Source organism: Mycobacterium sp. SMC-17 (assembly GCF_045310915.1).
Taxonomy (GTDB): domain Bacteria; phylum Actinomycetota; class Actinomycetes; order Mycobacteriales; family Mycobacteriaceae; genus Mycobacterium.
Window position 1 is genome coordinate 85,307 of sequence record NZ_JBJIAK010000008.1, and the last position, 24,935, is coordinate 110,241.

At 63.1% G+C, this 24,935-nt stretch carries 20 protein-coding genes and 1 pseudogene; 4 read left to right on the top strand and 17 right to left on the bottom strand.

The genetic code is table 11. From position 1 onward, the window contains the following. Position 1 precedes the first annotated feature (1 nt). Positions 2 to 1,228 (top strand): HEPN-associated N-terminal domain-containing protein, encoded by a 1,227-nt coding sequence (locus tag ACJH7A_RS08040; RefSeq protein ID WP_406801737.1) that lies wholly within the window; start codon positions 2 to 4, stop codon positions 1,226 to 1,228. Between the two features lie 51 nt (positions 1,229 to 1,279). Next, on the top strand, positions 1,280 to 1,486 hold the full coding sequence (locus ACJH7A_RS08045) for a hypothetical protein (protein ID WP_406801738.1): 207 nt from the start codon (positions 1,280 to 1,282) through the stop codon (positions 1,484 to 1,486). Here ACJH7A_RS08045 and ACJH7A_RS08050 read toward each other — a convergent pair. The 17 genes and pseudogenes from ACJH7A_RS08050 to rpsF all read right to left on the bottom strand — a co-directional run bounded on the left by ACJH7A_RS08050 (position 1,476) and on the right by rpsF (position 23,418). Next, entirely contained in the window at positions 1,476 to 2,495 is a 1,020-nt protein-coding gene (locus ACJH7A_RS08050) for a hypothetical protein (RefSeq protein WP_406801739.1), read from the bottom strand. The genes ACJH7A_RS08045 and ACJH7A_RS08050 overlap by 11 nt on opposite strands. Positions 2,496 to 3,910: 1,415 nt before the next feature. Continuing rightward, positions 3,911 to 4,067, bottom strand: a pseudogene (locus tag ACJH7A_RS08055) (translation initiation factor IF-2 N-terminal domain-containing protein); the annotation flags it as partial. Positions 4,068 to 4,172: 105 nt separating this feature from the next. Continuing rightward, positions 4,173 to 7,289, bottom strand: a complete 3,117-nt coding sequence (locus ACJH7A_RS08060; protein ID WP_406801740.1) for a type I restriction endonuclease subunit R — start codon at positions 7,287 to 7,289, stop codon at positions 4,173 to 4,175. A 3-nt stretch (positions 7,290 to 7,292) separates the two neighbouring features. After that, a complete protein-coding gene (locus ACJH7A_RS08065) occupies positions 7,293 to 8,597 on the bottom strand; it encodes a restriction endonuclease subunit S (RefSeq protein ID WP_406801741.1) in 1,305 nt (434 codons plus the stop codon). Further along, a complete protein-coding gene (locus tag ACJH7A_RS08070; RefSeq protein WP_406801742.1) occupies positions 8,594 to 10,330 on the bottom strand; it encodes an N-6 DNA methylase in 1,737 nt (578 codons plus the stop codon). The genes ACJH7A_RS08065 and ACJH7A_RS08070 overlap by 4 nt, the downstream gene beginning before the upstream one ends. A gap of 123 nt (positions 10,331 to 10,453) precedes the next feature. Further along, entirely contained in the window at positions 10,454 to 11,551 is a 1,098-nt protein-coding gene (locus ACJH7A_RS08075; protein WP_406801743.1) for a helix-turn-helix domain-containing protein, read from the bottom strand. A gap of 50 nt (positions 11,552 to 11,601) precedes the next feature. Further along, positions 11,602 to 11,841: a hypothetical protein gene (locus ACJH7A_RS08080; RefSeq protein WP_406801744.1), complete on the bottom strand. Its 240-nt coding sequence runs from the start codon at positions 11,839 to 11,841 to the stop codon at positions 11,602 to 11,604. Positions 11,842 to 12,005: 164 nt separating this feature from the next. Next, positions 12,006 to 12,326 carry a helix-turn-helix domain-containing protein gene (locus ACJH7A_RS08085; protein WP_406801745.1) on the bottom strand — a complete coding sequence of 107 codons (321 nt, stop codon included), beginning with the start codon at positions 12,324 to 12,326 and terminating at the stop codon, positions 12,006 to 12,008. Between the two features lie 345 nt (positions 12,327 to 12,671). Further along, on the bottom strand, positions 12,672 to 15,284 hold the full coding sequence (locus ACJH7A_RS08090) for a TniQ family protein (RefSeq protein ID WP_406801746.1): 2,613 nt from the start codon (positions 15,282 to 15,284) through the stop codon (positions 12,672 to 12,674). After that, entirely contained in the window at positions 15,281 to 16,402 is a 1,122-nt protein-coding gene (locus ACJH7A_RS08095) for an AAA family ATPase (protein WP_406801747.1), read from the bottom strand. The genes ACJH7A_RS08090 and ACJH7A_RS08095 overlap by 4 nt, the downstream gene beginning before the upstream one ends. Next, positions 16,402 to 18,555 carry a Mu transposase C-terminal domain-containing protein gene (locus ACJH7A_RS08100; RefSeq protein ID WP_406801748.1) on the bottom strand — a complete coding sequence of 718 codons (2,154 nt, stop codon included), beginning with the start codon at positions 18,553 to 18,555 and terminating at the stop codon, positions 16,402 to 16,404. Before ACJH7A_RS08100 ends, ACJH7A_RS08095 begins: the two co-directional genes overlap by 1 nt. Beyond that, a complete protein-coding gene (locus ACJH7A_RS08105) occupies positions 18,552 to 19,286 on the bottom strand; it encodes a TnsA-like heteromeric transposase endonuclease subunit (RefSeq protein ID WP_406801749.1) in 735 nt (244 codons plus the stop codon). Before ACJH7A_RS08105 ends, ACJH7A_RS08100 begins: the two co-directional genes overlap by 4 nt. A 182-nt stretch (positions 19,287 to 19,468) precedes the next feature. Continuing rightward, on the bottom strand, positions 19,469 to 21,259 hold the full coding sequence (gene dnaB, locus ACJH7A_RS08110; protein WP_029120101.1) for a replicative DNA helicase: 1,791 nt from the start codon (positions 21,257 to 21,259) through the stop codon (positions 19,469 to 19,471). Between the two features lie 507 nt (positions 21,260 to 21,766). Beyond that, a complete protein-coding gene (rplI, locus tag ACJH7A_RS08115; protein ID WP_212807767.1) occupies positions 21,767 to 22,222 on the bottom strand; it encodes a 50S ribosomal protein L9 in 456 nt (151 codons plus the stop codon). Between the two features lie 15 nt (positions 22,223 to 22,237). Then, a complete protein-coding gene (rpsR, locus tag ACJH7A_RS08120; RefSeq protein ID WP_020099841.1) occupies positions 22,238 to 22,492 on the bottom strand; it encodes a 30S ribosomal protein S18 in 255 nt (84 codons plus the stop codon). 47 nt (positions 22,493 to 22,539) lie between these two features. Beyond that, complete coding sequence (locus ACJH7A_RS08125; RefSeq protein ID WP_020099842.1) at positions 22,540 to 23,046, bottom strand: single-stranded DNA-binding protein; 507 nt, start codon at positions 23,044 to 23,046, stop codon at positions 22,540 to 22,542. 81 nt (positions 23,047 to 23,127) lie between these two features. After that, a complete protein-coding gene (gene rpsF, locus ACJH7A_RS08130; RefSeq protein WP_020099843.1) occupies positions 23,128 to 23,418 on the bottom strand; it encodes a 30S ribosomal protein S6 in 291 nt (96 codons plus the stop codon). A gap of 193 nt (positions 23,419 to 23,611) precedes the next feature. Here rpsF and ACJH7A_RS08135 point away from each other — a divergent pair, with 193 nt between their 5' ends. Both ACJH7A_RS08135 and ACJH7A_RS08140 read left to right on the top strand, forming a co-directional pair. Further along, positions 23,612 to 24,259 (top strand): hypothetical protein, encoded by a 648-nt coding sequence (locus ACJH7A_RS08135; protein WP_346416647.1) that lies wholly within the window; start codon positions 23,612 to 23,614, stop codon positions 24,257 to 24,259. Between the two features lie 13 nt (positions 24,260 to 24,272). Then, complete coding sequence (locus tag ACJH7A_RS08140; RefSeq protein WP_346416646.1) at positions 24,273 to 24,908, top strand: hypothetical protein; 636 nt, start codon at positions 24,273 to 24,275, stop codon at positions 24,906 to 24,908. The last annotated feature ends 27 nt before the right edge of the window (positions 24,909 to 24,935 follow it).

Sequence of the window (24,935 nt, forward strand, 5' to 3'; positions counted from 1 at the left end):
AGTGGGGCTGGCGAAGAATGCGGCACTTGCCGCCGAAGTCCGCGGATACTCGACAACCGATCAGGCACTGTGCCCAGCGCACATCGGCGACTCCGTACTGAAGGCAGTAATTCTCGCGAACCTCTCAGAAACCTCGTGTAGCTACTGTCCAACCACCGGAGCAGACGAGACAGGCCTCGTCGCGGCACCTCTAGACACGTTCCTCGAAGCTTTCATGGCCGGTGTGCACTTTCTTTACGAACCGGCCGAAGATTCGGGCGTCCCGGTCGCCGAGGGAGAATGGATTACCACCGTCTACGACTCCGACGAGGTGGTTTGGGCGGTGATGGACCACGCCACCGCAGGCCGCGACGACAACGACGCGTTGGTCGCGGATGTTGTGGCCGCATTCACCGTGTGTCACTGGGTGGACAAGAACTGGCAGAGGCTATCTCCCGATCGCGTCATGGATTACAGCTGGGAATCGTTCAAGACTCTGGTCAAGCATTCCACCCGATTCTTCTTCGGCTCGTCGATCGGCAGCACAAACGATGAAACACTACCCGCATCAGGGTTTTTCGCCGAGCTAGCCCGACTAATCGCAGGGATACCCGAGATCTACCCGATCCCGTGCCCTTTGCTCTACCGCGGTCGAATGACCGCCACCGAACCGGATGTCGTCGAATACGCGTCCGCCACCGCACTCGGTCCTCCACCGCCGACGCTCGCGGCGGCAAACCGGATGAGCCCCGCCGGTATAAGCATGTTCTACGGATCGACTGACCTAGACACCGCAGTCGCCGAAATCGGAGCCCACAGCTCATACGGTCACGCCGTGACCGGCGAATTCTCCTCCGCGCGTGAAGTCCGGCTCATTGATCTGACCAAACTGCCCGCACTGCCGAGTATCTTTGACCCGCACTCCGCGGGGCGCTACTACGCAATCCGGTTCCTGCGCAAATTTATTCACGACCTCACCTTGCCAATCGACCTTGACGGACGCGAACACATTGACTACGTGCCCACTCAGGTCTTCACCGAATACCTGAGATATTCATTCCCGGCCCGAGTCGATGGCCTCATGTTCAGCAGCTCCCAAGGGCCAGGCGCGAACGTGGTGGTGTTCTACGGCCCCGAGTTCTGCTCCGATAGGGGCTCTGAACACGAGCACACACGACTCTCTCTCGACCCGGCCTCGGTGAGGAAACACCGGGTCACGACAGTCATCCACAGGCCAACTGAATCATGACCTCGCCGCAAGCCATATCCGACGCCGTTCAGGCCGGGGAACTCCGAGTTCATGCAAGCATTGCTCTTCGTGCTCGATCCGAACTGCTACACCCACGACCTTGAATTTCCAACACTGTCGACCAGCTCGTTCGCCAAGCCGCCGATAACGCCCAACTATGTTGGCCAGCACCACCGCGGCATTCTTCACCGCAATATCGGCTCACCTCGCAAGACCAGTCCGCCCTTCACGAACAACGGATACCTGATCACTGCTTGAAAAGCCCTTCGGGCTCGGGGTGTGTACATACGCGGGTCACTTGTCCAGAATCGCAGGAGCACAGTTCGTTTCGCTTAGTACGGGCAGGAAGCCCCAGGAGCATCGTGTGGTCGTTGGGTGTGACGTTGCACATATTGGTGACGTCGGCGGCAACCCACCAGAGGTCGCGCAAGAATGGAATGATCATGCTAAGGCTGAGCCGGATCGCTTCAACGATGTAGAGTTTGATCTTGGAGTTCGAGCGCCCTGGCTCGAATCTGATTCCGTGGACCTCCCCGATATCGGCGTACTGTGTTCGCCACAATGTGGCGTGGGATTCGATATTGGGATGTGTTGCGTCGCAGAGCATGTCGTAAATGTCCCTGGCGGCGGTGTATCGCTTTGAGAACCGGTCGAGCCTTGAGAGCACGCTGGTCGCATGCTCCCAGCCGTGATCGTCGGGGTAGTACCTAGTGCCGTTGCGCACTGTCCACACGAGGTTGAACGTCTCGCAATTCGCGGAATTTGCTGCCGCACGCACCCTGGCCACGCTGCCGTGAATCTTCCGCCATGGTTCAAGCATCGGCTGGTGGAGGTCTTCGCATACAACTGCTAGCTCGAACAGTGCCCTCGCGGCTACTGCGCTCAGCTGGAGAGCGCCGCTCTCAAGGGCGTCGAGGGCACCAGCAGCCAACTCGACGGCCTGGATGAGCCGCTCCGCGCGGTGGGACGCCATCGTCGCGGCGAAGAACACCGGGTTGATTGTGAATGACCCCTTTGGGCGGGCGTGCACGACGAACGACGGAAGTGGATGCAGTCGGACTTCATCTAAGAGCAGGCTCACCAGGTTAGAAACGTGCTCGAGGTTCTCGGTAACGCCCTCCGGCGCGCCAAAGGTATCGGCAAGTACCTGCGCCAATGTAGTTGCCCACGTGAGGCCATCGGTTCGTTGGAGTTTCCGCACGGAGGGCAGTTCCGTCACTTCTTCGGTGCGAGCGATTCCGAACTTTGGAGGATTCACGTCATCCATGGACCATGGCTTTCTCTCGCCGCCGTGTGCCGCTCGGACGCCCCTGCGGCATCCCCGAATACTGATGCTGAACCCATGGAACTCCGGCACTGCATGCCTGCTGCAGTCAGCCGCGCGCTGACCAGCGTCGCGAGTGCGTGGCCGGCGAATTCCTCGGCAATCTTGCTGGTGGTCCAGTCGGTCGCGTGAGGCCCCAGGGTGTTGCCCCGACCTATCTGGCGCTGATTCCAACCTTCGGAAACTGGTGTGACAACGTCCCCCACAATCACAGCGCTGCTAACCGCGACCGCTCTCGAAGCTCCCGGCCACTCGGTAATCCATCGCATCCGTACTTCTTTGTGGGAGTCGATACCCGGAACCAGCACATCGGTCGCCCCGTGTGTTGAGGTGACGAACTAGCTCGACACGCGCGCTGTCAACATCGATTCGTTTCAAGCAGTTCGGACACTTCCACGACTTCGGCCCGAGCGCCTGTGGCGCCTTCCTGCGCCCGTTGCTTGCTGCTGCCTTCGGACGCACCTGGCTCCGACCACGTAGGCATTCCGTGCACAGCCCCTTCGCAATGCTGAAGCCCTTCATCGACGTCCGTGTCTTGCAGCCCACGCAGTACTGCGTGGTCAGCTGTTGCTTGCCGGACGCTCGCCGTGCTGTCTCCGACTTCCGTTGATTTCGAACACTTGATTTGGCGTTGCGACGGTTCTGAGGAGTCAACTCCTTCGCCGAAACAGGTGGCTTACGGCTGGCTATGATCCTTCGCAGCTCTTTCTGCGTAAGGCCGTACTTGGCCTCCCATTCCCGAGCCAACGCGTCCCTCGCCTGGCTGGGATTCTCCGACTGGCAGGCACGCTGGTAGCGCTCGCAGATGTCGATGGCCACCGACGGCGTGACCGGGTCGTATCGACGCTTTCCCTTGTCGTTGCCGGGTTTCGGCTGAGTAGGGGTGGTGCCCACTGCGCGCCGCTCAGCACCGGCAGGATATGGCTTCGGCTTTCGCGCTTGCATTGCAACGCCGGGTTTGGCAACCCGAGGACTCCGCTCAGCACCGCCCTTGGCCGGTACAACTCGCGGTTCACCGTCGGCCAACCTGCGCAACTTATCGCTGGAAACCAGCTGGCGCAGTGCTGACCTCGAAATCCCGTACCTAGCTTCACATTCCCGAAATAGCTCGTCGATCGCGTGGCTCGGGTTTTCCGAAACGGAGGCGAGTCGATGGCTCCTGTATATCTCGAGGGTATCGGCGGAGGTGAGCCGTGAGGATTGGCCCTTGCCACCGGCAATCTTCGGCTGAGCGGACGGAGCGCCCACTGTTCGCTGTCGCTGGGCCTTGCCTTCGGCCACATCCAGCGGGGTGGGGATAGTGGCTGCTGCTCGTCGACGATCCTTGGCGGCAGCTGCTCTCGGACCGGGATCTGGGAACCCATACGCTTCACGCAATCGACGTGCAACGCCGGCCTCGACAGTCGAGGACGCGGACTTGACCCACTCCCCATTGGCCGCGAGCTGCGCCAATACCTCCTTGCTGGTCACGCCAAATTCTTTGGCCAGCTCGTGTACCCGCGCCTTGCCGCCCATTGCTGAGCTCCTCACTGAGTTCATCGAATCAACCCGCCGTTCGCCCGCGCCTACGGCGTGCGCCCGAAGTTACTGCCCGCCACCGACAGTGCTGCGCTGATGCCGCTACCCCGTCCCTGCCCCTGCCCCTGCGGAGACAACTTGGTAGAAGAGCTTGGCGATGTCGGAGATCAGGTATGTCCGCCCCGGTGCGTTGGTGAAGAAGTAGTCGCTCATCTTTTCGTGGGCACCCTGATTGTCGGCGACCGCACCGATCACCGCCTCATCGAAGTCCGGCGATTCGGTGAACTGCTTGGCGGAGTTGACTTTTGCCTGCTGCACGAGCGCGGCATCGGCGAGAAGCGTGGCAAGCAACGCCTCCACGAACGACACCTTCTGCGACTGCGTGAAATCTTCAGATCCGAACAGGTCGTTGAGCCTGTCGAGAACCTGTTGAAAGGCAATCATTTTCGGGTCGCGCTTCTCACCCGACCCGGCTGCCGTCACCCCGGACAGCCCGATTTTCGCGCCGAGACCGATGTCGACCCGACCCTTATCGATCTGCTTGACTTGCTTCAACACCACGTCGGATAGGTCGATCGGCGCGGTGTAGTTCTCCGACTGAATGACACGATCGAGCAGTCGCAGGTAGATCTGCTTCTTCTCCAGCTCCGGATCGCCATAGTTGATGATCTGGGACATGAAGTCATACAGCCGGATGAACGACCCGATGTCCTTGCGGAACATGTCCAGCTCGGCGATCGCGGCTTTATCGCCTTCGCCGCCGTTGTCGATCAGTGCGGCGGTGTATCGCTCGGCGAACCGTTTCTGCCCTGGCCCGACCGCACCGATAAGGGCACTGTTGCCCTTGCCCTTCACGAAAGCCTCAGCGCACTGGTCGATTTCGGCCTGAGTGTAGATCGCGGCGGTGTCGAGTTTCGCCGCCAGATCGTGCACCAGATTGGGGTCGGTCGTGGTCTCCAGGAACGCGTCGGTGAAGTACGGCTCGAACGCCTCGCGGATCGCCTGCGGTTCGTTGACGAAGTCGACGACCTGTGTCATGGCCGCGGTCTTCGAGATACCCGATGGGGTGCGGTAGGTGCGGTTGAGCCGCGAAAGGGTCTGCACCGCTGTCACACCCGAGAGGATTCGGTCGACGTACATGGAGCACAGCAGCGGCTGATCGAACCCGGTCTGAAACTTGTTGGCCACGATCATGATCTTGTAATCGTCGCCCCGGAACGCCGTCCGCAGGTCGTGCACACCCGGGTTCATCGTCGCTTCAGTGAAGTCACCCGGCCCCGACTCGGGGTCCTGCACGGCCCCGGAGAACGCGACGAGGGTGCCGTAGTCGTAGCCCTTCTTCACGATGTAGTCGTCGATCGCCAGCTTGTACCGGACCGCGGCCTTGCGGGAGTCGGTGACCACCATCGCCTTGGCATGCCCGTCGAGCAGATCGGCGACCTTCTCGTGGTAGTGCTCGACGATGATCGCGGACTTCTGGCTGATGGTCTGCGGGTTGAGCTTGACCCACTTCATCACGGCCTTGGTGGCCTCGCTCTGGTCCACCTCGGTGCCGCTACCGGCGTTCTGCCCGATCTGGAACGCCAACTTGAACGAGTGGTAGCCGGTCAGCACATCGAGGATGTAGCCCTCCTCGATGGCCTGCTTCATCGTGTAGACGTGGAACGGCACCGGGTTCTCACCTGGCGACGGCTCGCGGCCGAACAGCTCCAGTGTCTTGCCCTTCGGGGTCGCGGTGAACGCGAAGTAGGAGATGTTCTCTGACGCCGCCCGTTCGGTGGCCTCCGCCGCGAGGATCGCCTCGACGTCGACCTCCGCGCCCTCCTCGATGTCCTTGAGCTCCTCGGCGGTAAGGACGGCTTTCAGCTTGCCGGCTACTTGCCCGGACTGCGACGAGTGCGCCTCGTCGGCGATGACCGCGAACGTTTTACCCTTGAGCCCCTTGTTCTTTCGGATCTCTTCCATCGCGAACGGGAACGTCTGGATGGTGACGACGATGATCAGCTTGCCGTCGGTCAGGGCCTTCGCCAGCAGCCCCGACTTGGACCCTCCGGCTTTGGCTGCTTCGTCGCGGTCGATCGCCACCACGATGCCTTGGTCGTTGTCGATCTGCTTGACTGCGTCCTGCAGCTGGGCGTCGAGCACGTTGCGGTCGGTGACCACGATGACCGAGTCGAAGACCTTCTGGTTGTCGACCTGCAACCTGGCCATCCGGTGCGCGGTCCAGGCGATCGAGTCGGTCTTCCCGGACCCAGCGGAATGCTGGATCAGGTACCGCTTCCCGACTCCCTCCGCCGTGACCGCCGCGGTGAGCTCGGTGACCGCCTCCCACTGGTGAAACCGCGGGAACCGTAGCGTCGACGACTTGCTGGTCTTCCCGCTGATCGGGTCCGTCGAGGACTCGTGCTTGATGTACATCAGCCGGCCCAGAATGTTCAGCCACGCGTCGCGCTGCAGGATCCGCTCCCACAGGTAGGAGGTCCGTGACCCGTTGGGGTTCAGCGGGTTTCCGGCACCACCGGTCTCGGTGCCCCGGTTGAACGGCAGGAAGTGCGTCTTCTCACCCGCAAGCTTCGTTGTCATCCACACTTCGTCGTTGGACACCGCGAAGTGCACCAGTGCCCGCGCGCCGGACTCGAACAGTGGCTGCGCCTTCCCGGTCGCCGCGTCCTTCGGCAGCCGGGAGGTGCGGTACTGGGTGATCGCATCCGCCACCGACTGAGTTAAGTCGGTCTTGAGCTCTGCGGTGGCGACCGGGAGCCCGTTGACGAAGAACACCAGGTCCACGGACCGGTTATCGGCGGTGGAGAAGTGCAACTGCCGCATCACCCGCAGCCGCACCGCGGCGTAGTCAGCGCTGCGTTTGGCGTTCAGCGTGGACTCCGGCCTGAACACGCACATCTGGAACTTCGCCGCCAGATGCGAGAACCCTTTGCGGAGCAGATTCAGCGTGCCGCCGCCGTTCTCCAACGGCACATCGAGCACCTTGACGATCCGGTCCAGCAGCTGCCCTTGCTGCTTCTCCAGGTCCTTCGAACCCAGCTTGACGACTTTCTCCAGCTGGTCGGGCTGCGTGTCCGCCAGCCACCCGAGGATGTCCTCGGGGAACAGCGCCCGCTCCTTGTCGTAGCCAGTGTCATCGGGGGAGTACAACCAGCCGTGGGCGGCCAGGTGCTCGGCGATCTCCTTCTCGAACTCGATCTCGTTGTGCTGCGCCATGTTTCAGGCCACCTCCCCGTGCACGTCGATATGTCCGGTCACCGCCGCGGTGATCAGCGCTGACCGGCGCTCCCGAGCCAGCTCGATGAACTGCTCAGTCTCGGCGATCAGGGTGTCGATCTTCGAGGTTTGTTCTGCCGCTTCGTGGACGACTCGACTTTGCACATCGAGTGGGGGAACCACGATCGGAGCACTCCGAATACCTGCTTCGAGGTGGGGGTGAAGAGCACCGGTAGCTCGAGCAACGAGCGACTGGTACCCGATGCGCGAGCTGAGAAATGCGGCGAGGTACTCACCCGAGACGATGTTGCGATCAGTGCGGGCGATCTGGAGTGCATGGCAGCTCGCCTCGCCGAAGTCGGGTGGCACCACCGCCACTTTGCCAATGTCACCGGTCTGCACGATCAGCACGTCGCCCTCACGGAGGTGGATGCGGGGCCGCAGCTCGTGCCAGTCTTGCGAGACGAAGAAGGGGCGTCTGTCGAATTCGATGCGACCGGATTTGATATGGGTGCCCTGGATATAGCGGATCCCTGTCTCGACGAGGATGTCCCGCGTCGGGCCGACGAATCCGTTCGTCAGTTGTCGAAGCGTCCGCCCCAACAGGATCAGCTTCCACCCAGTCGGCAGGTGGGATCCGTAATCCTCGAAGGCATGAGGGATGTGGAGTCCATGCCGGGTCAAGGCCATGTCGACAACTGATGCTCGCCGCTCCCGCAGCAGGTCGACGAGCCGCTGCTGCTCCTCGATGAGCGTGTCGATCCGGGCGGTCTCCCGGTCCAGGAAGTCGGCGATGGCGCGCTGCTCGGAGAGGGGCGGCACCTGAAGCTTGAAACTTCGCACCTTGTCTTGGTTGATATTCGGCTGTCCGCCCCCGGACGCGTCGAGCAGCAGCCGTGGTCGCCCGGCCTGCAAGCCGTAGAAAACGAACCGCACGTCGGTGTCTTTGGGGCAAGACAGTGCGCAGCAAGCCTGGTTGGATGCTGCCGCCACGGCGAGGATCGCCATTCGGCCGATCGTGGCCCCATACATTGCGATCAGCAACGAACCGGTTGGGTGAACCTTCAGCGCCGAATAGGACTTGATCGCCTCGGGGCGAACAGCTTTGGTGGTAGTGCTGATCGGCACTTCTCGCAGCTCACCGGTCGTCACCCAGGGGATCGTTGTGTCGTCGGGTTCGACGATGTCTTCGGGTGCGGGTGTTGTCCCGCTGCCCGTCACCTCGAACAGCCACGAGATCCGCTTCCAGCTCCAACCGCGCGGGAGGTCGGACGCCGGGTCCTGACCGAGGGTGCTTGGGGCAATCACCGCTCCACCTCTCGCAGCAGGTCCATGATCTTGGCGACCTGCTTCTCCAAATCCGCGTCGATCTCGGCGAGCGGCCGTGGCGGCACGTACTTGTAGAAGTGTCGGGTGAAGGGAATCTCGTACCCCACCTTGGTCTTCGCCGTGTCGATCCACGCGTCGGGTACGTGCGGGAGGACCTCGGCGTCGAAGTAGGCCTTGATCGTCTCCGCACGACCGGCATCGCCGTCGGTGTTGCCGCCGTAGGTGAACGGGACGTTCTCGGTGTCCCTCAGCTTCGGGTCCGGCTTCGGGTTGCCCTTCCGGTCCGTCGAAACCTTCCCCGTCTCGGTCCGCAGCGGCCGCTCCACCGTTACCGTCCAGTACCCGAAGTCGTTGGCGGTGAACACCTTCGAGTACTCGGGGTCGGCCTCATCGAATGCGTCGTACAGGCTGAGGATCCGGTCCCGCGCGCCGGCGTCGAGCTCGCGGTTCTTCGCTCCCAAGCTTTTCCGCATCTTGGTCCAGAACGACGTGGCGTCGATCAGCTGCACCTTGCCGGCCCGCTCCGGACGCTTCGTGTTGTCCAGGATCCAGATGTACGTGGCGATGCCCGTGTTGAAGAACATGTTCGTCGGCAGCGCGACGATCGCCTCCACCAGATCGGACTCGAGGAGCCACTGGCGGATCTGCGACGGCCCGGATTCGGCGGCGCCGTTGAACAGGGGCGAGCCGTTGAGGACGATGCCGGCGCGGCCGCCGCCGTCGTGCGCCGGCCGCATCTTGCTGGCCAGGTGAGACAGGAACAGCATCTGCCCGTCACCGATGCCCGGAAGCCCGTGCGAGAAGCGTGATGTCGTCGCCAGTGACTCCTTCTTCACCGACTCCTGGGAGGCCTTCCAGTCCACGCCGTACGGCGGGTTGGACATACAGAAGTCGAAGGTCCGGTCGAAGAAGAGGTCGTCGGCGAGGGTGTCGCCGAGCTTGATGTTCCCGGCGTCCTGCCCCTTAGCGATCATGTCGGACTTGCAGATCGCGTAGGACTGATCGTTGATCTCCTGCCCGTACAGCCGCAGCCGGGCACCCGGGTTCCGCTCCAGTAGCCGTTCCTCAGCGACGGAGAGCATGCCGCCGGTGCCGGCGGTGGGGTCGTAGATGGTCCGCACGGTGCCCGCTTCGAGCAGGGCCGCGCTCTCCTCGGCGAACAGCAGGTCCACCATCAGCCGGATCGCATCGCGCGGAGTGTAATGCTCGCCGGCCTCCTCATTGGAAGCCTCCGCGAACTTGTAGATCAGATGCTCGAACAGGTCGCCCATCTCGGCGTTGGACACCACGTCCGGATGCAGGTCCACCTCGGCGAACTGCGACACCACCAGGTACAGCCGGTTCTTCTCGTCGAGGGTCGCGAGCTCGTTCTCGAACTTGAACCGCTCGAAGACGTCGATGTTGGCGGAGAACCTGGTGATGTATTCCATCAGGTTGGCGCGCAGGCCCTCCGGGTCCTCCAGCAGCGTCTTGAAGTCGAAGGCGCTGGTGTTGTAGAACGCCAGGCCTGTCTTGCGTTTCACTTGCACGTTTAGGGCGCCGCCGGTGTAGTTCTCGGCGAGCGCTCGTACCTCGTCGCGGGTGGGTTCGAGGATGCAGTCCAGGCGGCGGAGGATCGTGAAGGGCAGGATCACGCCGCCGTATTGGTGCGGTTTGTACACGCCGCGTAGCTGGTCGGCGATCCCCCACACGAAGTTACCCAGCTTGCTCAACCCACTGTCCTCCTAAAACTGTGCTCACCGCGCTGCTCGCACGAGTGTGACACCCCACTTCCAGCGCTGTGCCGGTTCACCTGTCGCTGCCGATCGCAGCGTCGTAACGCACACGTCAGCCCACTAAAGTTCTAGCGCGGGCGCGAGCTGATCAGGGTCTACCGATTCGGGTGGCGGTGGCACATCGACCTCCAGCGCATCGGCGTTGATGCCGAGCATCCACGCCAGGGTGCACTTGTGAAGCGCGCCGTCGGCGATGAGATCGGTGTGGGCGTTCTGAAGCTTGATGGGGAAGCGCCGGGTGGCGGCTTGGTCGATCCGCGCGGCGATCTGGCGCACTGCATCGGGATGCTGGCCAGTCCAGTGCCGGCGCAGCAGCTTCGGTGTGTTCAGTGCCAGCGCCTCGCTGATCGGTGCGGGCACCTCGATGTTAAGGCGCCCTAACCGCCGTCTGAGCGTGTCCGTGGACACGCCGAACGCCCAAACGAGGTCTCCGAGTTCGGGCAAAGCCAGGGCGTCCCAATCGACGTTGTAAACCTCTCGTGCCGGCAGCAGCAGTTCCGCCGCAAAAGCGTCCGCGATTGCCTCGTGGCTGTCCCACTCCGCCCGGCTGAGGTTCTCGGCGTGATGATCCGCGACGAGATGGCCGAGTTCGTGTGCCAGTGACCAGTTCTCGCGGAACCAATTACCTGTTGCCGGCAAGACGATGACTTTGCGTGTGCCGACCCGGAACGAGTGCGCGGTCGATACCTCGGCGACCCGGATGACATCGACATCCAGCGCGGATTCGAGGCGGTCGGCGAAGTCCCGCGCGAAGTCCGGTCCCAGTGCAGCGCGGATGCTGTGGACCTCGGCCGGCAACGTGCACACGGCTGGGTTCCAGGCCGCGAACGCCTGTCGGTAGGCCAGGTGAACGTCGTCGATGACACGCTGGTCGTCCGTGCGCCCGGGTACATCACGCTCGCCAGTGGCGTGGTGATAGTCGTGACGGGCCGTCACGACCAGGCGGTGCGGATCGGGCCTGCCGGTGATCAGCCACCGCACCCCAACGTTGAGGACGTCGGCAAGCTGGGCTAACTCGACCGAGGAGAATGCTCGTTGCCCGCGCAGCGACTTGGACAGCTTCTCTTCGGATAAGCCAATCTGCGCGGCAACCTGTGCGTGGGTAGTGGTCGCTGGGATGCTCTCGGCAACGCGTCGGGCGATAGCGTCCTGGCTCATGCATCCCCGCTACGTGCGAAGTTACGCAACCGCATCGCGGTGGCGATCGTTTATGGGACGTCGTCTTTCGTGTCGACCGCGTTCGATGCGGCCCGCCGCTGTGCTAATAGTGCGTGCACGCCGTCAGAGCGGACATGTCCCGCTGGCACCTCGCGGCCTTCGAGTTTCATCGACGCAGCAGTGGCACGAGCGGCGGCCTTCTCGATGACACTCTCGGCGATGAACGCGGCATCGGTCCCGGAGGCCGTGTCCGTCGGATCCACCGGCACGGGAGTGGGCGACTGGTCCACAAGACTCAGGCTACGGCGTCAGCGACGAACAGGATGAAACCCGGCCCCAGTCGGGGATGTGACCTACCGTGTCGTCAATGCTGTTGCCGCGTTCGTCCCGCACGATGTGCGGGACGGGCCCGCCCGGGTGATTCATTGTTCGCCAGCTGTTGTCGGCGGGCGAGTCAGCCGGCGGAGGGGCGGTCGGTTTCCGCAGCGGTACCGTCGCCGACACCGACTTTGAGAAATTCGTCAGGCGAGACATCAAGGGCCGCTGCCAGATCGAACAAGCGCTCGTAAAGCAAACCACTTTTGCCCAGTTCAACGTCGACCAGCAGGTTTCGCGAGAGGCCCGAGCGAAGCGCGAGCGCCTCCTGGGTGAGGCCGCGACTGGTGCGGATCCCGCGAATTCGCTGCCCGACGAGGATGCGGGCCCGCTCCCAGATGGCGACGCGCTCAGGATCTGATTGATCTCGGGGTTTCGGCACCCAACCAAGTAGTGGCATCCGACCACTAAAGGTCTGCCAAGCTAGCTTGGCAGCAGCATCTATACTTGCCCTCGCCACAAGGAAGGTGAGGTGACGCATGGACGAAACGGCCAGCCCAAAGAAACGGCGCCGCGGATCCGAAACGCGACAGCGCACCGATACCCTGACTCTCCGATTGCTGCCCGCTGAAGGCGCAGCTCTGCGCATGTTGGCAGAACAGCACGGGCACGCCAGTCGCCAAGCGTTGATACTCGCTGAGCTCCAACCACTCATTGCCGCCTCGGTGCAAGCGTCGTCATAATCGGCTTTCTTGAGGCACCTTCCGGCGATGGTTGGGCTCGCCGCTGCCGCGACCGATGACAGCTATCGCCCGATTCGCGCTTCATATACGTGAAAGGCAGCCACGACACGCTCCCCGTGGTCGGTCAGTTGCATGGGTCGGCCACGCTCGGCACGTATGAGCAGCTTCGCGTCGAGTTCACGCTCGATGCGATTGATCTGGTTGACCAACGTGAATTGGTGGATGCCCAGCTTGTCCGCGGCCGCGGTCAGCGTGCTGAAGTTCGATGCCGCGACAAATCGCTCCAGTCGCTCTCGCCCGCCCAAACCGGCCAGCGCCGGCCTCAGCAGTTCCGGCGCGCTGGCGGCGTTATCTGCGTCGCCGAGGGCGGAACTATGGCTGGGGCCGCCGCGAGCACGCAGCGGGATGTCGTGCGTCTTTGCCCATCGAGCCATGTTCGCGGTACTCATGCCGGTTTCCTTCGCGAGATCGGGGAGCGTCCGGCGCTTGATGACGTATTGGTCGTGCAGCCAGTCGCGTTCGATGATCGTGCGTGCCCTCAGGCCGGGTTCACGAAGTGCCAGGTCGTAGTCGCGGGCGATCCGGCCGATGACCGCGCGGCTGACGCCCACGGATTCGGCGATGTCGCGTAAAGACATGTGCTGACGTTCATAGAGTTCGCGAAGTCGCTCTCGCGGAAGAGCCGCCTTCGCTGTGACGTATGCCCGGTTGTACGGAGTCGCAGACCGCGCCGGCGGCGATGCCGGGTGGGTCTGCAGCAGATAACGCACCATGTCAAGGTTGGTGTTCAAGCACTTCGCGGCGGCGCCCAGCGGGATTCGGTTGGTCGTGACGACGCGGTGGAGGTCCCCAATCTTCACCTTGCCGGGGTGATCTCCGGGTAGGTCGAGTCCGTCGAGTACTGCTGTCGGTGGTTCCCAAACGGATGGTTCGCCTGAGATGCCGTGGTCGGCGAGAAATTCTTGTGCGTGTTCGTCGAGGGCTTGGTCGAGTTCGGTCGTCAGGTATCGCGGAAAGTCGGCGACTTGGGTGCGAAATGCATTGCTGTCGGGGAACATTGACGACACGCTCGCAGGCTGTCCGCTGAGGCGCTCGAACAGCATGCATCGTGCGATCCTGGCTCGGACGGAACGGACTCCCGGGGTGCCGGTGTCGCGGCAGATCTGCGTCCACACTTGGTCGGGCAGAAGCATGGAGTAGTCGAGCCGACGTCGCCGGCGGTAGTCGATTGGGACCTGACGTCCGGCGAGGTAGTCCGCCATGCGGATCACCGCAAGGCGAAGCCCGTCCCGCTGAGCGTGCTTCTCCAGAAGCTGCAGTATGCGCGATAGTGCGTGGCCGTCGATGGGGCTGTCGATCATCGTTGCGGCTTCGTCGAGACTGAGCCGGCTACTCACCAGCAGAAGGCTGCTGGAGAGCGCCGGGCGTAGGTGGCGCTGCTGGCTGTTGGGGATTGCCAATCGAAGCGACCAGGCGGGCCAGAGCATGGTGGGTAGCCATTGGGCAAGCATCGCCGTGCGGCGCTTGTCTGACGTCGGTCGGTTGGGTAAGGCGGTGCCGATGCGATAGCGCAGCTGATCGCTCGGCTTCAGGAGCGGCCCGAGTGCTGCCAGCTGAACTGCGTTCAGTATCGGGGTGGTGTTCTTTCCCCATCCGATGTTTGTTGCGGAGACCGCGGATCCGTGGTCCCGCGACAACGTGACCAGCCAGCGCAGCGAGTCGCCGGCTGCCGAAACATCGTCACGATCCAACGCGTCCATCGCGGCGACGGCGCCCACTGCGGCGGTCGCGGCGCGAGCCGGGGCCGCCAGGCCGGGTTTGGTATCGGCTTGAGCGGGTCCATCGCGGCGAGACGGCCGCTCACCCACAACCCGGTAAGGGATCAAGAGGTCCGGTGCAACGATGCCTGCCAGATCCTCAACGGTGGCGTAGGCAAGTATCCGGCCGGCAACGGCCCGGATGTCCGACAGCACGTTGATGCGCGGCTGCGGATAGAGCCGGTAGATCCCGAACGCCGATGTCTCACTGTCGATCACAGCGTCGATGATCTTCTGGGTGCGAACGACCGCGTGCTCCGTGTCAAATGCCGCCGTCGACGCTGCTGTCAGGTCCGCACCGCATCGCTCGGGAGCACGGCCGACCGCATCACGGGCGGGGTGTGCACAACGACCGGGCTGGGGCACGACGTCGCCTATATGTGTTCGGAGCCGCTGGACCACCCCGCATTCCGGACAAGCGTCCGCCAGCAGGCAGTTGTGCACGGTGCAGGCGAACGTCCAGCCGAGGCGCCAGCTGAGTTGCCATCGTCCGCCTGTCTCTTCGAGGCACTTCGGACAAAAACGTGATCCCCTCGCTCGCCCCCACGGGAAGGTTCTTCTGATGGTCTTGCCATCAGGGCTGATCCGCAATGCCCTCTCCGAATAGTGTTGCAAGACCATTGATTCGAGGACATGGCTACGCAAGGAAGTGGCTACGCTCAGCGACTCAATTTCGTTGGCGGCCGGCCGGAGCATCCATGTGCTGGTGCCCATTTCTTTGCTCGGCTTCAGACCCACTGCGGACAGTAGGTCGGCGTGCATCGTGTTGGTGCGGTAGGCGATCGCTTCAACCCATGAATCCAGTGCCTCGCCGGCAATTGGGGCGACCCGGATTGGCAGCGTCCGCACTGCACTCATCCGGCCTTGCCGATCCTGGTGGTCAGGCGCCGTGATTCGAAGGCTATCTCCAGTTCCTGACGAGCCTTCTCCGAGGCGGCGTCATTCTTGACCAGATCCATCAGCTCGCGCGACAGATACTCGGCTCCACTGCGCACGGCCCGCTGACATCCGCGGTTAATCAGCGTCATCAGCGAGCCTATGTGCCCCGTGCTGCGAGCGAACAGGTAGTCCGACAAGTCGTCTGCAAGCATTCCGGGTCGTTTGTCCGCCAGCACAATCCGCTTCTCCAGCGCGAGAAGCAGCTGGCGCCACTCACGACGGCCTCGGTCGGTCGTCGTCACAAACGGCTGGACATCGAGTTTTGTTGTACGTCTGCCGGTTTGGGCTATCACGGCATCCTCGTACGAATGCCCCTCGGAGAAGAGTCCTCGCGCGGCGAGGCCGACTCCGACGAAGATCAAGGTGACGGGAAACTCATTGGCGATGTACTTGAAATGGTTGCTGATCTCGACTCCGGCGGTGTTGCGCCAGCGCAGAAAGTGGAGGTCGTCGACGATCAGTAGCTTTGTCTCGCACGCAAGCACGCAGTCGAGCGCTCGGTGCGCAAAGTGGGCGGCGTTGCCCTTGGACATCCCGGGGTGGGCGAAGAATGACAGCATGGCGCGGTTGAACTCCACCATCCCTGTGTTCCCAGTCAGTCCCACTCTGCTTACGGGCCACCGTTCGTGGCCATCTGCGGTCTCGCAGCCTTGTTCCTTGATCTCGCGCTTGTGGAATTTCTTGGCGAAGTCAAGCACCGTAGTGGTCTTGCCGAGGCCCGGAAATGCGTCAATGGCCACGGCACCTTTGGCCTTATCACCGTCTTGAACGTTGCTGTCGACGATGTCCCAGAGGTCCTCATGTAGGGCGGCCATCTGTGGGGTGTTGATTGGCCCGAGGTTGGCGTGCCATTCGCGTCGTTGTCGGTTGTAGTCCTCGAACGCATCTTCGCCGAGAGCTTCAAGTTCCTTCCGGGTCAACGGTTCTGGGGTGATCCGGGCAGGTGTGTTGACGAACCGTTGCCAGCCTTCCTTGCGTGCCAAGGTCAGATTGTCCAGCCGGACTTTAGGACCCTGCGGTGCTGCCCTCGTTGCCATCACGCGTCTTCCAGAGCGTCAGCGTAGAAATCGGATTCGGCGTGATCATCGAGGTCTTCGTCGGCATCATCATCGCCCGTTTCGGGATCTGGCTCGTTGATCGCCTGTTCTCCTTCCTCACCTGGCCGAGGCTGCGAGGTGGCCAGCACGCGGGCCACCGATGGCAACGTGGAAACCTCGTCCTGCGGCGCAGTCTCGTCGATCAACGCCGCGTCACGGGAGAGCCTCAACGCTATTCGTCTTTCAGCCAGGGTTGACCCCAGCCCAAGGTTCCAGCGCTCCAAGAGATCCGCGACCGCGAGCCGGTCATCGGGGTAGGTGTACTTCGCGGCGGCGAGCTTGCGCGCGAATTGCAGCGCGTCCTCGCTGAGCGGCATCTCCAACGACGGTGCGTGCTCCCACATCAGGGTGTTCCACCTACGGGTTTCCGGGTCGCGGAAGTAGGTGCGGGTGATGTCGTCAGGGTCGTAGTGAATGGGCCAGCGGCCCTTGGCTTTTCCTTTGTATGGACTGGTCATGTTTCGGTAAGGGTTCAGAGACGGGCCGTTGTAGCGCCGACCGCCGAGTTCGACGCCATAGTGCTGGACTTTCCGGAACTCTGTCTTGAGGAATTCGTACGCCAGATCGCGATCGCGTGGAGTCTCGATGTAGCCGGCACGCGCGATGCCATGTTCGAACATCCGCGCCGGCGACATCCGCAACCCAGGAATATGTGGATCAATCAGGCTGTCGTGCGGCCGGTGGTGATACACCACAGCCACCCATTCGCGGATTATCGCCTCCAGCTCGTTGAGGTAGAAGAACGCCTCCGACTCTGGATCCAGCCCACGGGAATGGACATCTGGGCCCTTGTATCCCGGCAGGGCTTGCAGGAGGTCCTCGCGGATGGTGCGGAAAAACCGCTCTACTGGCCCCTTGTCCCGTCCGGTCCGCAGTCTCGCAGGCTGGATCGAAATGCCCATCCGCTGGCAGACGCTCGTCAAATGTTCGGAAATATAGATCTTGCCGTGATCGATCACGATGGTCTCGGGCACGATCGCCGGCCCGGCCGCGCCGAGTGCGGACCGTTTCATCGCATCGACATCGATTAAGACTGATTTCGGTACGCCGTGCTCAGGCCACACCGCATGCGCTGGCCAGTCCTTGCCAGCAGGCAGGGGCCGATACGACTGATACAGAACTGACGCGGCATCAACCGACTTCGTCGACACAGGCGTCACACGTATCCCGGTGACACAGCGGGTGTACCAGTCCATTCCGATCGTCAGCTCGGCCTGCACCCAACGCAAAGTGATTGGGTCCATTGCAAAGACGTCCAGCCGTGTGGTGTCCATCAGCATGTACTCGCCAGGGCGCGTCGGACGAAGCTTCCCGTACACACCCTCCGGGCGATCAGCGATATCGCGGTTCCTCTTCGTGCTCAGCCGGAACGTCGGATACCGCTTCTCTAGCTCCGCGAGAACCCGGAAAGCTGTTGCACGAGAAGGCTCCTCAACCACGCCTTCGCCAAAGCGTGCGACCGTTCTGGCGTTGGTCCGTGTGATCACCATCGTCTGCGACGGGCGCGACTGATCCGAGTGCTCAATCATCACTTCAACAGCCGTTTCGGCCCACCGCGGATCCACATTCACACCCAGGCCAGCTGTCTTCCGTTCTCGCGTAGACGCCAGACCCGCTTCCCCGTACTGCTGGAACTGCTGCACCCACCGCTCGATGGTGCGCAACCCAGCACCAAGCTCACGCGCTTTGTTTGCGTACCGCCTCGTCAGCGGTACGTCAGCTCGGTACTCCGGCCTCGGCTCCCCGCAGAGCACCAATTCCTCACTACCCGAACGAAACCCAGTGAGAACTTCACGAATGTGCGCCGCTCGCTCGGTGAGCTCGTTTCGCTCGACGTCGCTGAGCTGAGCAAGGACGACGCTGGCCAGCTCGAAGTCGTCATCACCAGACGGCCCGTCGGATTCCGGGATCACTCGCGTGCCGTCCGACCTGAGAAGTTCGTTGAGTCGAGCCCGGATGTACACCTTCTTCGACATGCCTTTCAGCACGACTTCCATTCCTGCCTGACCGGCGTGGACCTCGACGACCTGCACCAACTCCCCGTCGTGCAGAAGCCGGGTGCCGACGCCAATCCGAACCGCCGAAGAGGTCATGCCGGCAGCCTCAGTTGTGTCCGTCCGCTGAGCGGCATCGTCACGTCGATTACCAGTTCCTGTCGCCAGAGAAGGTGCAGCACAGCAGATTTAACGTGGGATAGCGGTTCGCCTGGCAGACACTGGAGCGCCTCTGCCAACGATGCGCCGTCCAGATTCTTCTCCCGCAGTTGCGCTAAAAGCTCCGACCGGAACAGCCACTCGCGGCGGTATCCCGCAAGGAAACGAACGTTGGCCAATTCCACGGCGACGGGTTCGGTCGCCACTTCATAGCGCCAGCCACGTGCCTCAACAAGTCCACGAGTCCACTCGAATGTGAAAGCCACTTTGGGATCCGCGAGACGGTGTGCGGGTTTCACGTCCACAACGACGGGGCCAGTATCCGTGATTAGCAAGTAATCCGGGATGTGCTTGCGTGGCTTACGATCAATCGAAGTTCGGAGCAGGAACGGTTGGGCGACGATCTGCCGCACACTGATGTCGAAATCGGCAAACAGTAAGCGCGCCAACTCAATTCGCGATTCATAGATGACATGGCTACCTAGCGTGCTCGACCAATAGGTACCCGAGTAATGCTTCTGTCCGCGGTGCCACCGAAACGTCCGCCACGGCGCCGCGTTCGCAAGTTCGTCGATCCCAGCCGAAGTCCACTCCCGCGCAACCTCACTCAGGTCGTCGGCACGTCGATAAGAGACAGACACACTCGACGCCTTGTCTTCACTGCGGCCCATGGCGATCACCTCGGCCCTGCAATCGGATCAGACACCTTTGGTGACCTGATCGTCACATAGCCATCGGCGCAGGCTTTGGATTGAACAGCCCGCGTGTCTCACGAACTTGGCGGATCCGCCAACACTCCGCCATCACCCGTGAGATTCCGCCACGTTCCGTGAGACCCTACAGCTGCCGAGAACTACCTCGCCATATTCGTGAACCGCGAGAAGTGAAGCTGGTGTGCCACAGTGATATTCGCGGTCGGGCCGTTACGGTGCTTGCCCAGGATGATGTCGGCTTCACCACCGCGCGGGTCGTCGCGGTCGATGGAGTCCGGGCGGTGCAGCAGCATGACCATGTCGGCGTCCTGCTCCAGCGATCCCGACTCACGAAGGTCCGACACCTGCGGGCGCTTGTCGGTGCGCTGTTCGGGACCACGGTTCAGCTGGCTGATGGCGACCACGGGAACCTCGAGTTCCTTGGCCATCAGCTTCAGCGACCGCGAGAACTCCGAGACTTCCTGCTGCCGGGACTCGAACTTCTTACCCGAGGTCATCAGCTGCATGTAGTCCACGACGATGAGCCGCAGGTTGGCTTTCTGGTGCAGACGGCGGGCCTTGGCCCGGATCTCCATCATGGTCAGGTTCGGCGAGTCGTCGATGTAGAGCGGCGCCTCGGAGATCTCGCTCATGCGGCGGGCCAGCTTGGTCCAGTCGTCGTCACTCATGCGACCCGAGCGCATGTCACCGAGCTTGATCTTGGCTTCGGCCGAGAGCAGTCGCATGACGATCTCGGTCTTGCTCATTTCCAGCGAGAAGATGACGCTGGCCTGCTGGTGCTTGATCGAGCAGGACCGCATGAAGTCCAGCCCGATCGTCGAATTGTGCGTCGGCACCATCGACCGCCCGGCCAGGTACAGGTGGGCCGGGTTGTCGACCTCGACACAGCGCACCGGCACCGATTCCACCCGGCGCACATCGGTGATCGTCACGGGCCGCGTGAGCACCGCCAGCCCGCCGGCGGTCAGTGCCGGCTCGAGGCGGTCAGCGCCGGGCCGCAGGGTCGCGGTGGTGACGATGCCGCGGCCGGTCGGCCACTGGTGCGACGCGTCGGCCACGATGGTGGTGCCGTCGGACAGGTCGATCTCGTAGCACGGGCGCTCCTCCATGACGGGAGTCGCGGCGACCACGCGGGTGGGTTGACCGTTGGCGTCGATCAGCTCGTCGCCCACCGAGACATCACCCATGGTGGTCCAGCCACCGGGCGTGGGCAGCGGGGTGTCGAGCGCCAGCGCCTTACCGACACCGGGGCGCGCGGCCACGATGATCATCTGGCCCGGGTGGAGACCGTTGGTGATCTCGTCGAGCTCGGTGAAACCGGTCGGGATACCGCGCGAGATACCGCCCTGGGACGCGATGGCGTCGATCTCGTCCATGGTGGGCTGCAGCAGCTCCTCCAGGACGGTGAAGTCCTCACTGCTGCGGGTCTGGGTGACGTCGTAGATCTCGGCCTGCGCGCGGTCCACGAGGTCGGCCACATCGGCACCCTCAGTGCCCGCGTAGCCGTACTGCACGACGCGCGTGCCGGCCTCGACGAGGCGGCGCAGCGTGGCCTTCTCCGCCACGATGCCGGCGTAGAAGCCGGCGTTGGCCGCGGTGGGCACCGTGGAGATCAGGGTGTGCAGATACGGCGCGCCGCCGATGCGCTTGAGCAGTCCGCGACGGTCGAGTTCGGCGGCGACCGTGACGGCGTCAGCGGGCTCACCCCGGCCGTACAGATCGAGGATGGCGTCGTAGATGTTCTGGTGCGCGGGGCGGTAGAAGTCGCCGGGACGCAGGCGCTCCAGGACGTCGGCGACCGCGTCCTTGGACAGCAACATGCCACCGAGGACCGACTGCTCGGCAGCCATGTCCTGCGGCGGTTGACGGCCGAAATCCTCGCTGGGCGGCTCCTCCATGTCGGAACGACCCAGGTCGTCAGCGACAGCCACGAAGCGCTCCTCCTCCCCGAAAATCGATGTCAAACAAACGTTCGAACGAGCTACCTGTGACCGTACTTCACCGCCCCGACAAGTCGGACCCGCAAGCCACTCACCTGTCGCGCGACGCATCACGCTAGACGTTGCTGGAGCCTCCCGAAACCACCCCTGTTGATAACCCTGGGGATGAAATGTGGAAAGACGTGGACAACGATGTTGACGGGTTGGGGAGAACTTGTGGAATACCAGCGGGTAAATTCCCAACCCTGCAGGTCAACAGCCTATATATCGCCTGTGAGCCTGTGTATGAGAATTGGTGCGGCGTGTCGTGCCGGGTAGCCATCTCGGGCGTGTTGTGTTGCGTACGCGTGGCAGAAAAGGGCCGCGTAGGTTAACAGCCGGCGTAGATCACTGTTTGCAGATTGGCGTAAAAAATTCGCCCACTGTCAACAGAAAACGCCCGGGCGAAGCCAAAGATTGACTCCACCCGGGCGTTCTGCTGTTTGAGCTACCGGGTGCCTATCCGGCGACGACAGCCAGCGACACCGGCACGTTGACCGACGGGTGCAGACGCACCGCGATCTTGTGGGTGCCGACCGACTTGATGTGCGCCTTGGGCAGCTCTACGGTGCGCTTGTCGAGGTTCGGGCCACCGGCCTTCTTGATCGCGGCGACGACGTCGCCCGCGGTCACCGAACCGAACAGCTTGCCGCTGTCGGCACCGGCCTTGACGGCCAGCGACACGGGGCCGAGGGCCTCGATCGCCTGCTTCAGCTCGTTGGCGTGGTCCAGGTCGCGAACCGTCTTGGCGTCACGCGCGCGACGGATCTCGTTGGCCTGACGCTCGGCACCGCGGGTGGCCACGATGGCCAGGCCGCGGGGCAGCAGGTAGTTACGGCCGTAGCCGTCGCGAACCTCAACGGTGTCGCCGGCCGAACCCAGGTGGTCGACCTCAGTGGTCAGAATGAGCTTCATTTTTCTCAGTCCTCCCTATCGAGTCGACGAGCTGAACGGGAGCAACGCAACCTCGCGGGCGTTCTTCACGGCAATGGCGATGTCGCGCTGGTGCTGCACGCAGTTACCGGTGACGCGACGCGCACGGATCTTGCCGCGCTCGCTGATGTAGGTCCGGAGCAGTCCGGTGTCCTTGTAATCGATGGTCTGCGCCTTCTTGGAGCAGAACACGCACTTGCGGGTCTTGACCGGCTTTTCCGGCGCCGGACGCCGCTTGGTGGCCTTGGCCATGTCTTTCTCTTTCTGGGTCTAGCTGGTTGCCCAGCCAATTACGTGGATCAGAAGGGCGGCTCGTCGTCGGCGCCGCCGAACGAACCCGAAGCCGGGGCGCTGCCCCACGGGTCGTCGGCCGGAGCGCCGCCACCAGCGGACTGACGGGAACCCCCGCCGCCGCCGAAGCCGCCACCGCCACCGCCACTGCGGTTGGCCTTGTTCACCTTCGCCGTCGCGTACCGCAGGGACGGGCCGATCTCGTCGACCTCGACCTCCATCACGGTGCGCTTCTCACCCTCGCGGGTCTCGAACGAGCGCTGCTTCAGCCGGCCGGTCACGATGACACGCGACCCCCGGGTCAGGCTCTCGGCGACGTTCTCGGCCGCCTCGCGCCAGATGTTGCAGCGGAGGAACAGCGCCTCCCCGTCCTTCCACTCGTTGCTCTGCCGGTCGAACATCCGCGGCGTCGAGGCCACGGTGAAGTTCGCAACAGCAGCTCCGGACGGCGTGAAACGCAGCTCCGGGTCAGCGGTCAGGTTTCCGATAACGGTGATGGTGGTGTCACCAGCCACGAGATCCTCCTGGGACGGATTGGGTGAATTAGGCGCGAGCCTACGCAAGGCCCGCGACAAATCCGCAGAGCTTCGGTGCTTCTAGTGCTTGTCGGTCCGCAGGACCTTGGTACGCAACACCGACTCGTTCAGGTTCAGCTGACGGTCGAGCTCGTTGACCGTGGCCGGTTCGGCCTTCAGGTCGACAACCGCGTAGATGCCTTCACCGTGCTTGGCGATCTCGTAAGCCAGCCGGCGACGGCCCCAGATGTCCACCTTTTCGACGCTGCCGCCGTCTTTGCGGACGACGTTCAGGAACGTCTCCAGCGACGGAGCTACGGTGCGCTCGTCAAGTGTGGGGTCGAGAATGACCATGATTTCGTATGGACGCATGTGGAACCCATCACCTCCTATGGTCGTATCGGCCACGGCGTGTTCCGTGGCAGGAGGGTCGCCTGCGTCGGCAACCGGGTTAGGTTACCCGAAGAGCCCCTGAGCTGCGAAATCGGCGCTCGGAAGAGCTGTCCTGACGGAGGCGTCAAGCTCGCTAGGCTGGGTGGACGATCATTGTCGGCGAGGGGGACGCATGACGTATCCGCAGGGGCCGTATGGCCAGGGGTATCCGGGGCAACCCGGCCACCCGCCGCAGCCGGGTTATCCGCAGGGTTATCCGCCCCAGCCCGTCTACCAGCAGGGATACCCGCAGGCGGGCGGGTATCCGGGGGCGTATCCGGGCGGTTTTCCGCCTGCTCCCGTGCCGCCCGCGTCGACTGGCGGGATCGGTGGAGTCATCGCGGGCGTGCTGGCGATCATGGGCGGACTGCTGCATGGGGGCCTCGGTGCCATGGCTTTGGTGGAGTCCCTCACGAAGGAACCGGGCCCGTTCGCCACCCGCTCTCCGGCACACGTCGGCCACCTGTTCCTTGGGATCTCGGTCGTCGGCGGTCTGCTCGTCCTGGCTGGGGGCTTCATGCTGCTGTCGCGCAAGCCGGCCGGTCGCTGGCTCATCGGCGTCGGATGCGTGCCGATCTTCGCGTTCGGACTGGGAGCCTTCCTGGGCGCAAATGCGGACGGGGATAGCACCGTCGGGGCGGTGATCACCCTCCCGATCATGATCTTCTCGGTGGCGACCGTCGTATTCACTTTCCTGCCCTCGACCGGCCGATGGATACGGGCGAAGCGGAATCCCATTGCGCCGCAGCCGTATCCGTACTATCCGCCGCCTCAGGGCTGAGCGAGGGGGAAGCATGACGTATCCACAGGGGCCGTACGGCCAGGGATTTCCGGGGCAGCCCGGCCACCCGCAGCAGCCGGGGTATCCACAGGGCTATCCGCCGCAGCCCGTCTACCAGCAGGGATACCCGCAGCCAGTTGGTTATCCGGGCGGGTATCCGCCCATGCCACCGGCTCCGCCAAGTGGCGGCACAGCGATCGGTGCGGCAGTCCTGTCGATCCTGGGTGCGCTGGCGAATGGCGGCATGGCTCTAGCTGGTTTCTCCTCGATCGCCCGGATCAGAAGTGAGTCCGCCGCTTCCTTCCCTGGCGGGACGTACGCACTCGCAATCGTCTTCGTCGCGTCGGGCTTGGTCGCCGCCTTGTTGCTCATCGTGGGCGCGACGATGTTGTTCATGCGGAAGATGCCCAGCCGCTGGCTCATCACCGCCGGATGCGCACTGGTCATCGGCGGGACAGTGATCAGCTACGGGTTGCATAACGCCATCTCGGAATACGAAGGCGGTCCCCGACTTGGCTTCCTAGGCCTACTCTTTCCGATCCTGACGATGGTGTTGGCACTGCGACCCTCGACGGTGGCCTGGATTCAGGCCAAGCGCACTCCCGTTGCGCCGCAATACTTTCCGCAGTACCCGCCGTACCAGGGCTGAGTGGACCAACCCGGCGCCAGAGGGAAA

What these genes read in the sequence shown, in the direction of transcription:
- ACJH7A_RS08045 (WP_406801738.1), top strand. Translation starts at nt 1,280, where the DNA reads ATGCAAGCATTGCTCTTCGTGCTCGATCCGAACTGCTACACCCACGAC.
- ACJH7A_RS08050 (WP_406801739.1), bottom strand. Translation starts at nt 2,495, where the DNA reads ATGGATGACGTGAATCCTCCAAAGTTCGGAATCGCTCGCACCGAAGAA.
- ACJH7A_RS08060 (WP_406801740.1), bottom strand. Translation starts at nt 7,289, where the DNA reads ATGGCGCAGCACAACGAGATCGAGTTCGAGAAGGAGATCGCCGAGCAC.
- ACJH7A_RS08075 (WP_406801743.1), bottom strand. Translation starts at nt 11,551, where the DNA reads ATGAGCCAGGACGCTATCGCCCGACGCGTTGCCGAGAGCATCCCAGCG.
- ACJH7A_RS08085 (WP_406801745.1), bottom strand. Translation starts at nt 12,326, where the DNA reads ATGCCACTACTTGGTTGGGTGCCGAAACCCCGAGATCAATCAGATCCT.
- ACJH7A_RS08090 (WP_406801746.1), bottom strand. Translation starts at nt 15,284, where the DNA reads ATGAGTGCAGTGCGGACGCTGCCAATCCGGGTCGCCCCAATTGCCGGC.
- ACJH7A_RS08095 (WP_406801747.1), bottom strand. Translation starts at nt 16,402, where the DNA reads ATGGCAACGAGGGCAGCACCGCAGGGTCCTAAAGTCCGGCTGGACAAT.
- ACJH7A_RS08100 (WP_406801748.1), bottom strand. Translation starts at nt 18,555, where the DNA reads ATGACCTCTTCGGCGGTTCGGATTGGCGTCGGCACCCGGCTTCTGCAC.
- ACJH7A_RS08105 (WP_406801749.1), bottom strand. Translation starts at nt 19,286, where the DNA reads ATGGGCCGCAGTGAAGACAAGGCGTCGAGTGTGTCTGTCTCTTATCGA.
- rplI (WP_212807767.1), bottom strand. Translation starts at nt 22,222, where the DNA reads ATGAAGCTCATTCTGACCACTGAGGTCGACCACCTGGGTTCGGCCGGC.
- rpsR (WP_020099841.1), bottom strand. Translation starts at nt 22,492, where the DNA reads ATGGCCAAGGCCACCAAGCGGCGTCCGGCGCCGGAAAAGCCGGTCAAG.
- rpsF (WP_020099843.1), bottom strand. Translation starts at nt 23,418, where the DNA reads ATGCGTCCATACGAAATCATGGTCATTCTCGACCCCACACTTGACGAG.
- ACJH7A_RS08135 (WP_346416647.1), top strand. Translation starts at nt 23,612, where the DNA reads ATGACGTATCCGCAGGGGCCGTATGGCCAGGGGTATCCGGGGCAACCC.
- ACJH7A_RS08140 (WP_346416646.1), top strand. Translation starts at nt 24,273, where the DNA reads ATGACGTATCCACAGGGGCCGTACGGCCAGGGATTTCCGGGGCAGCCC.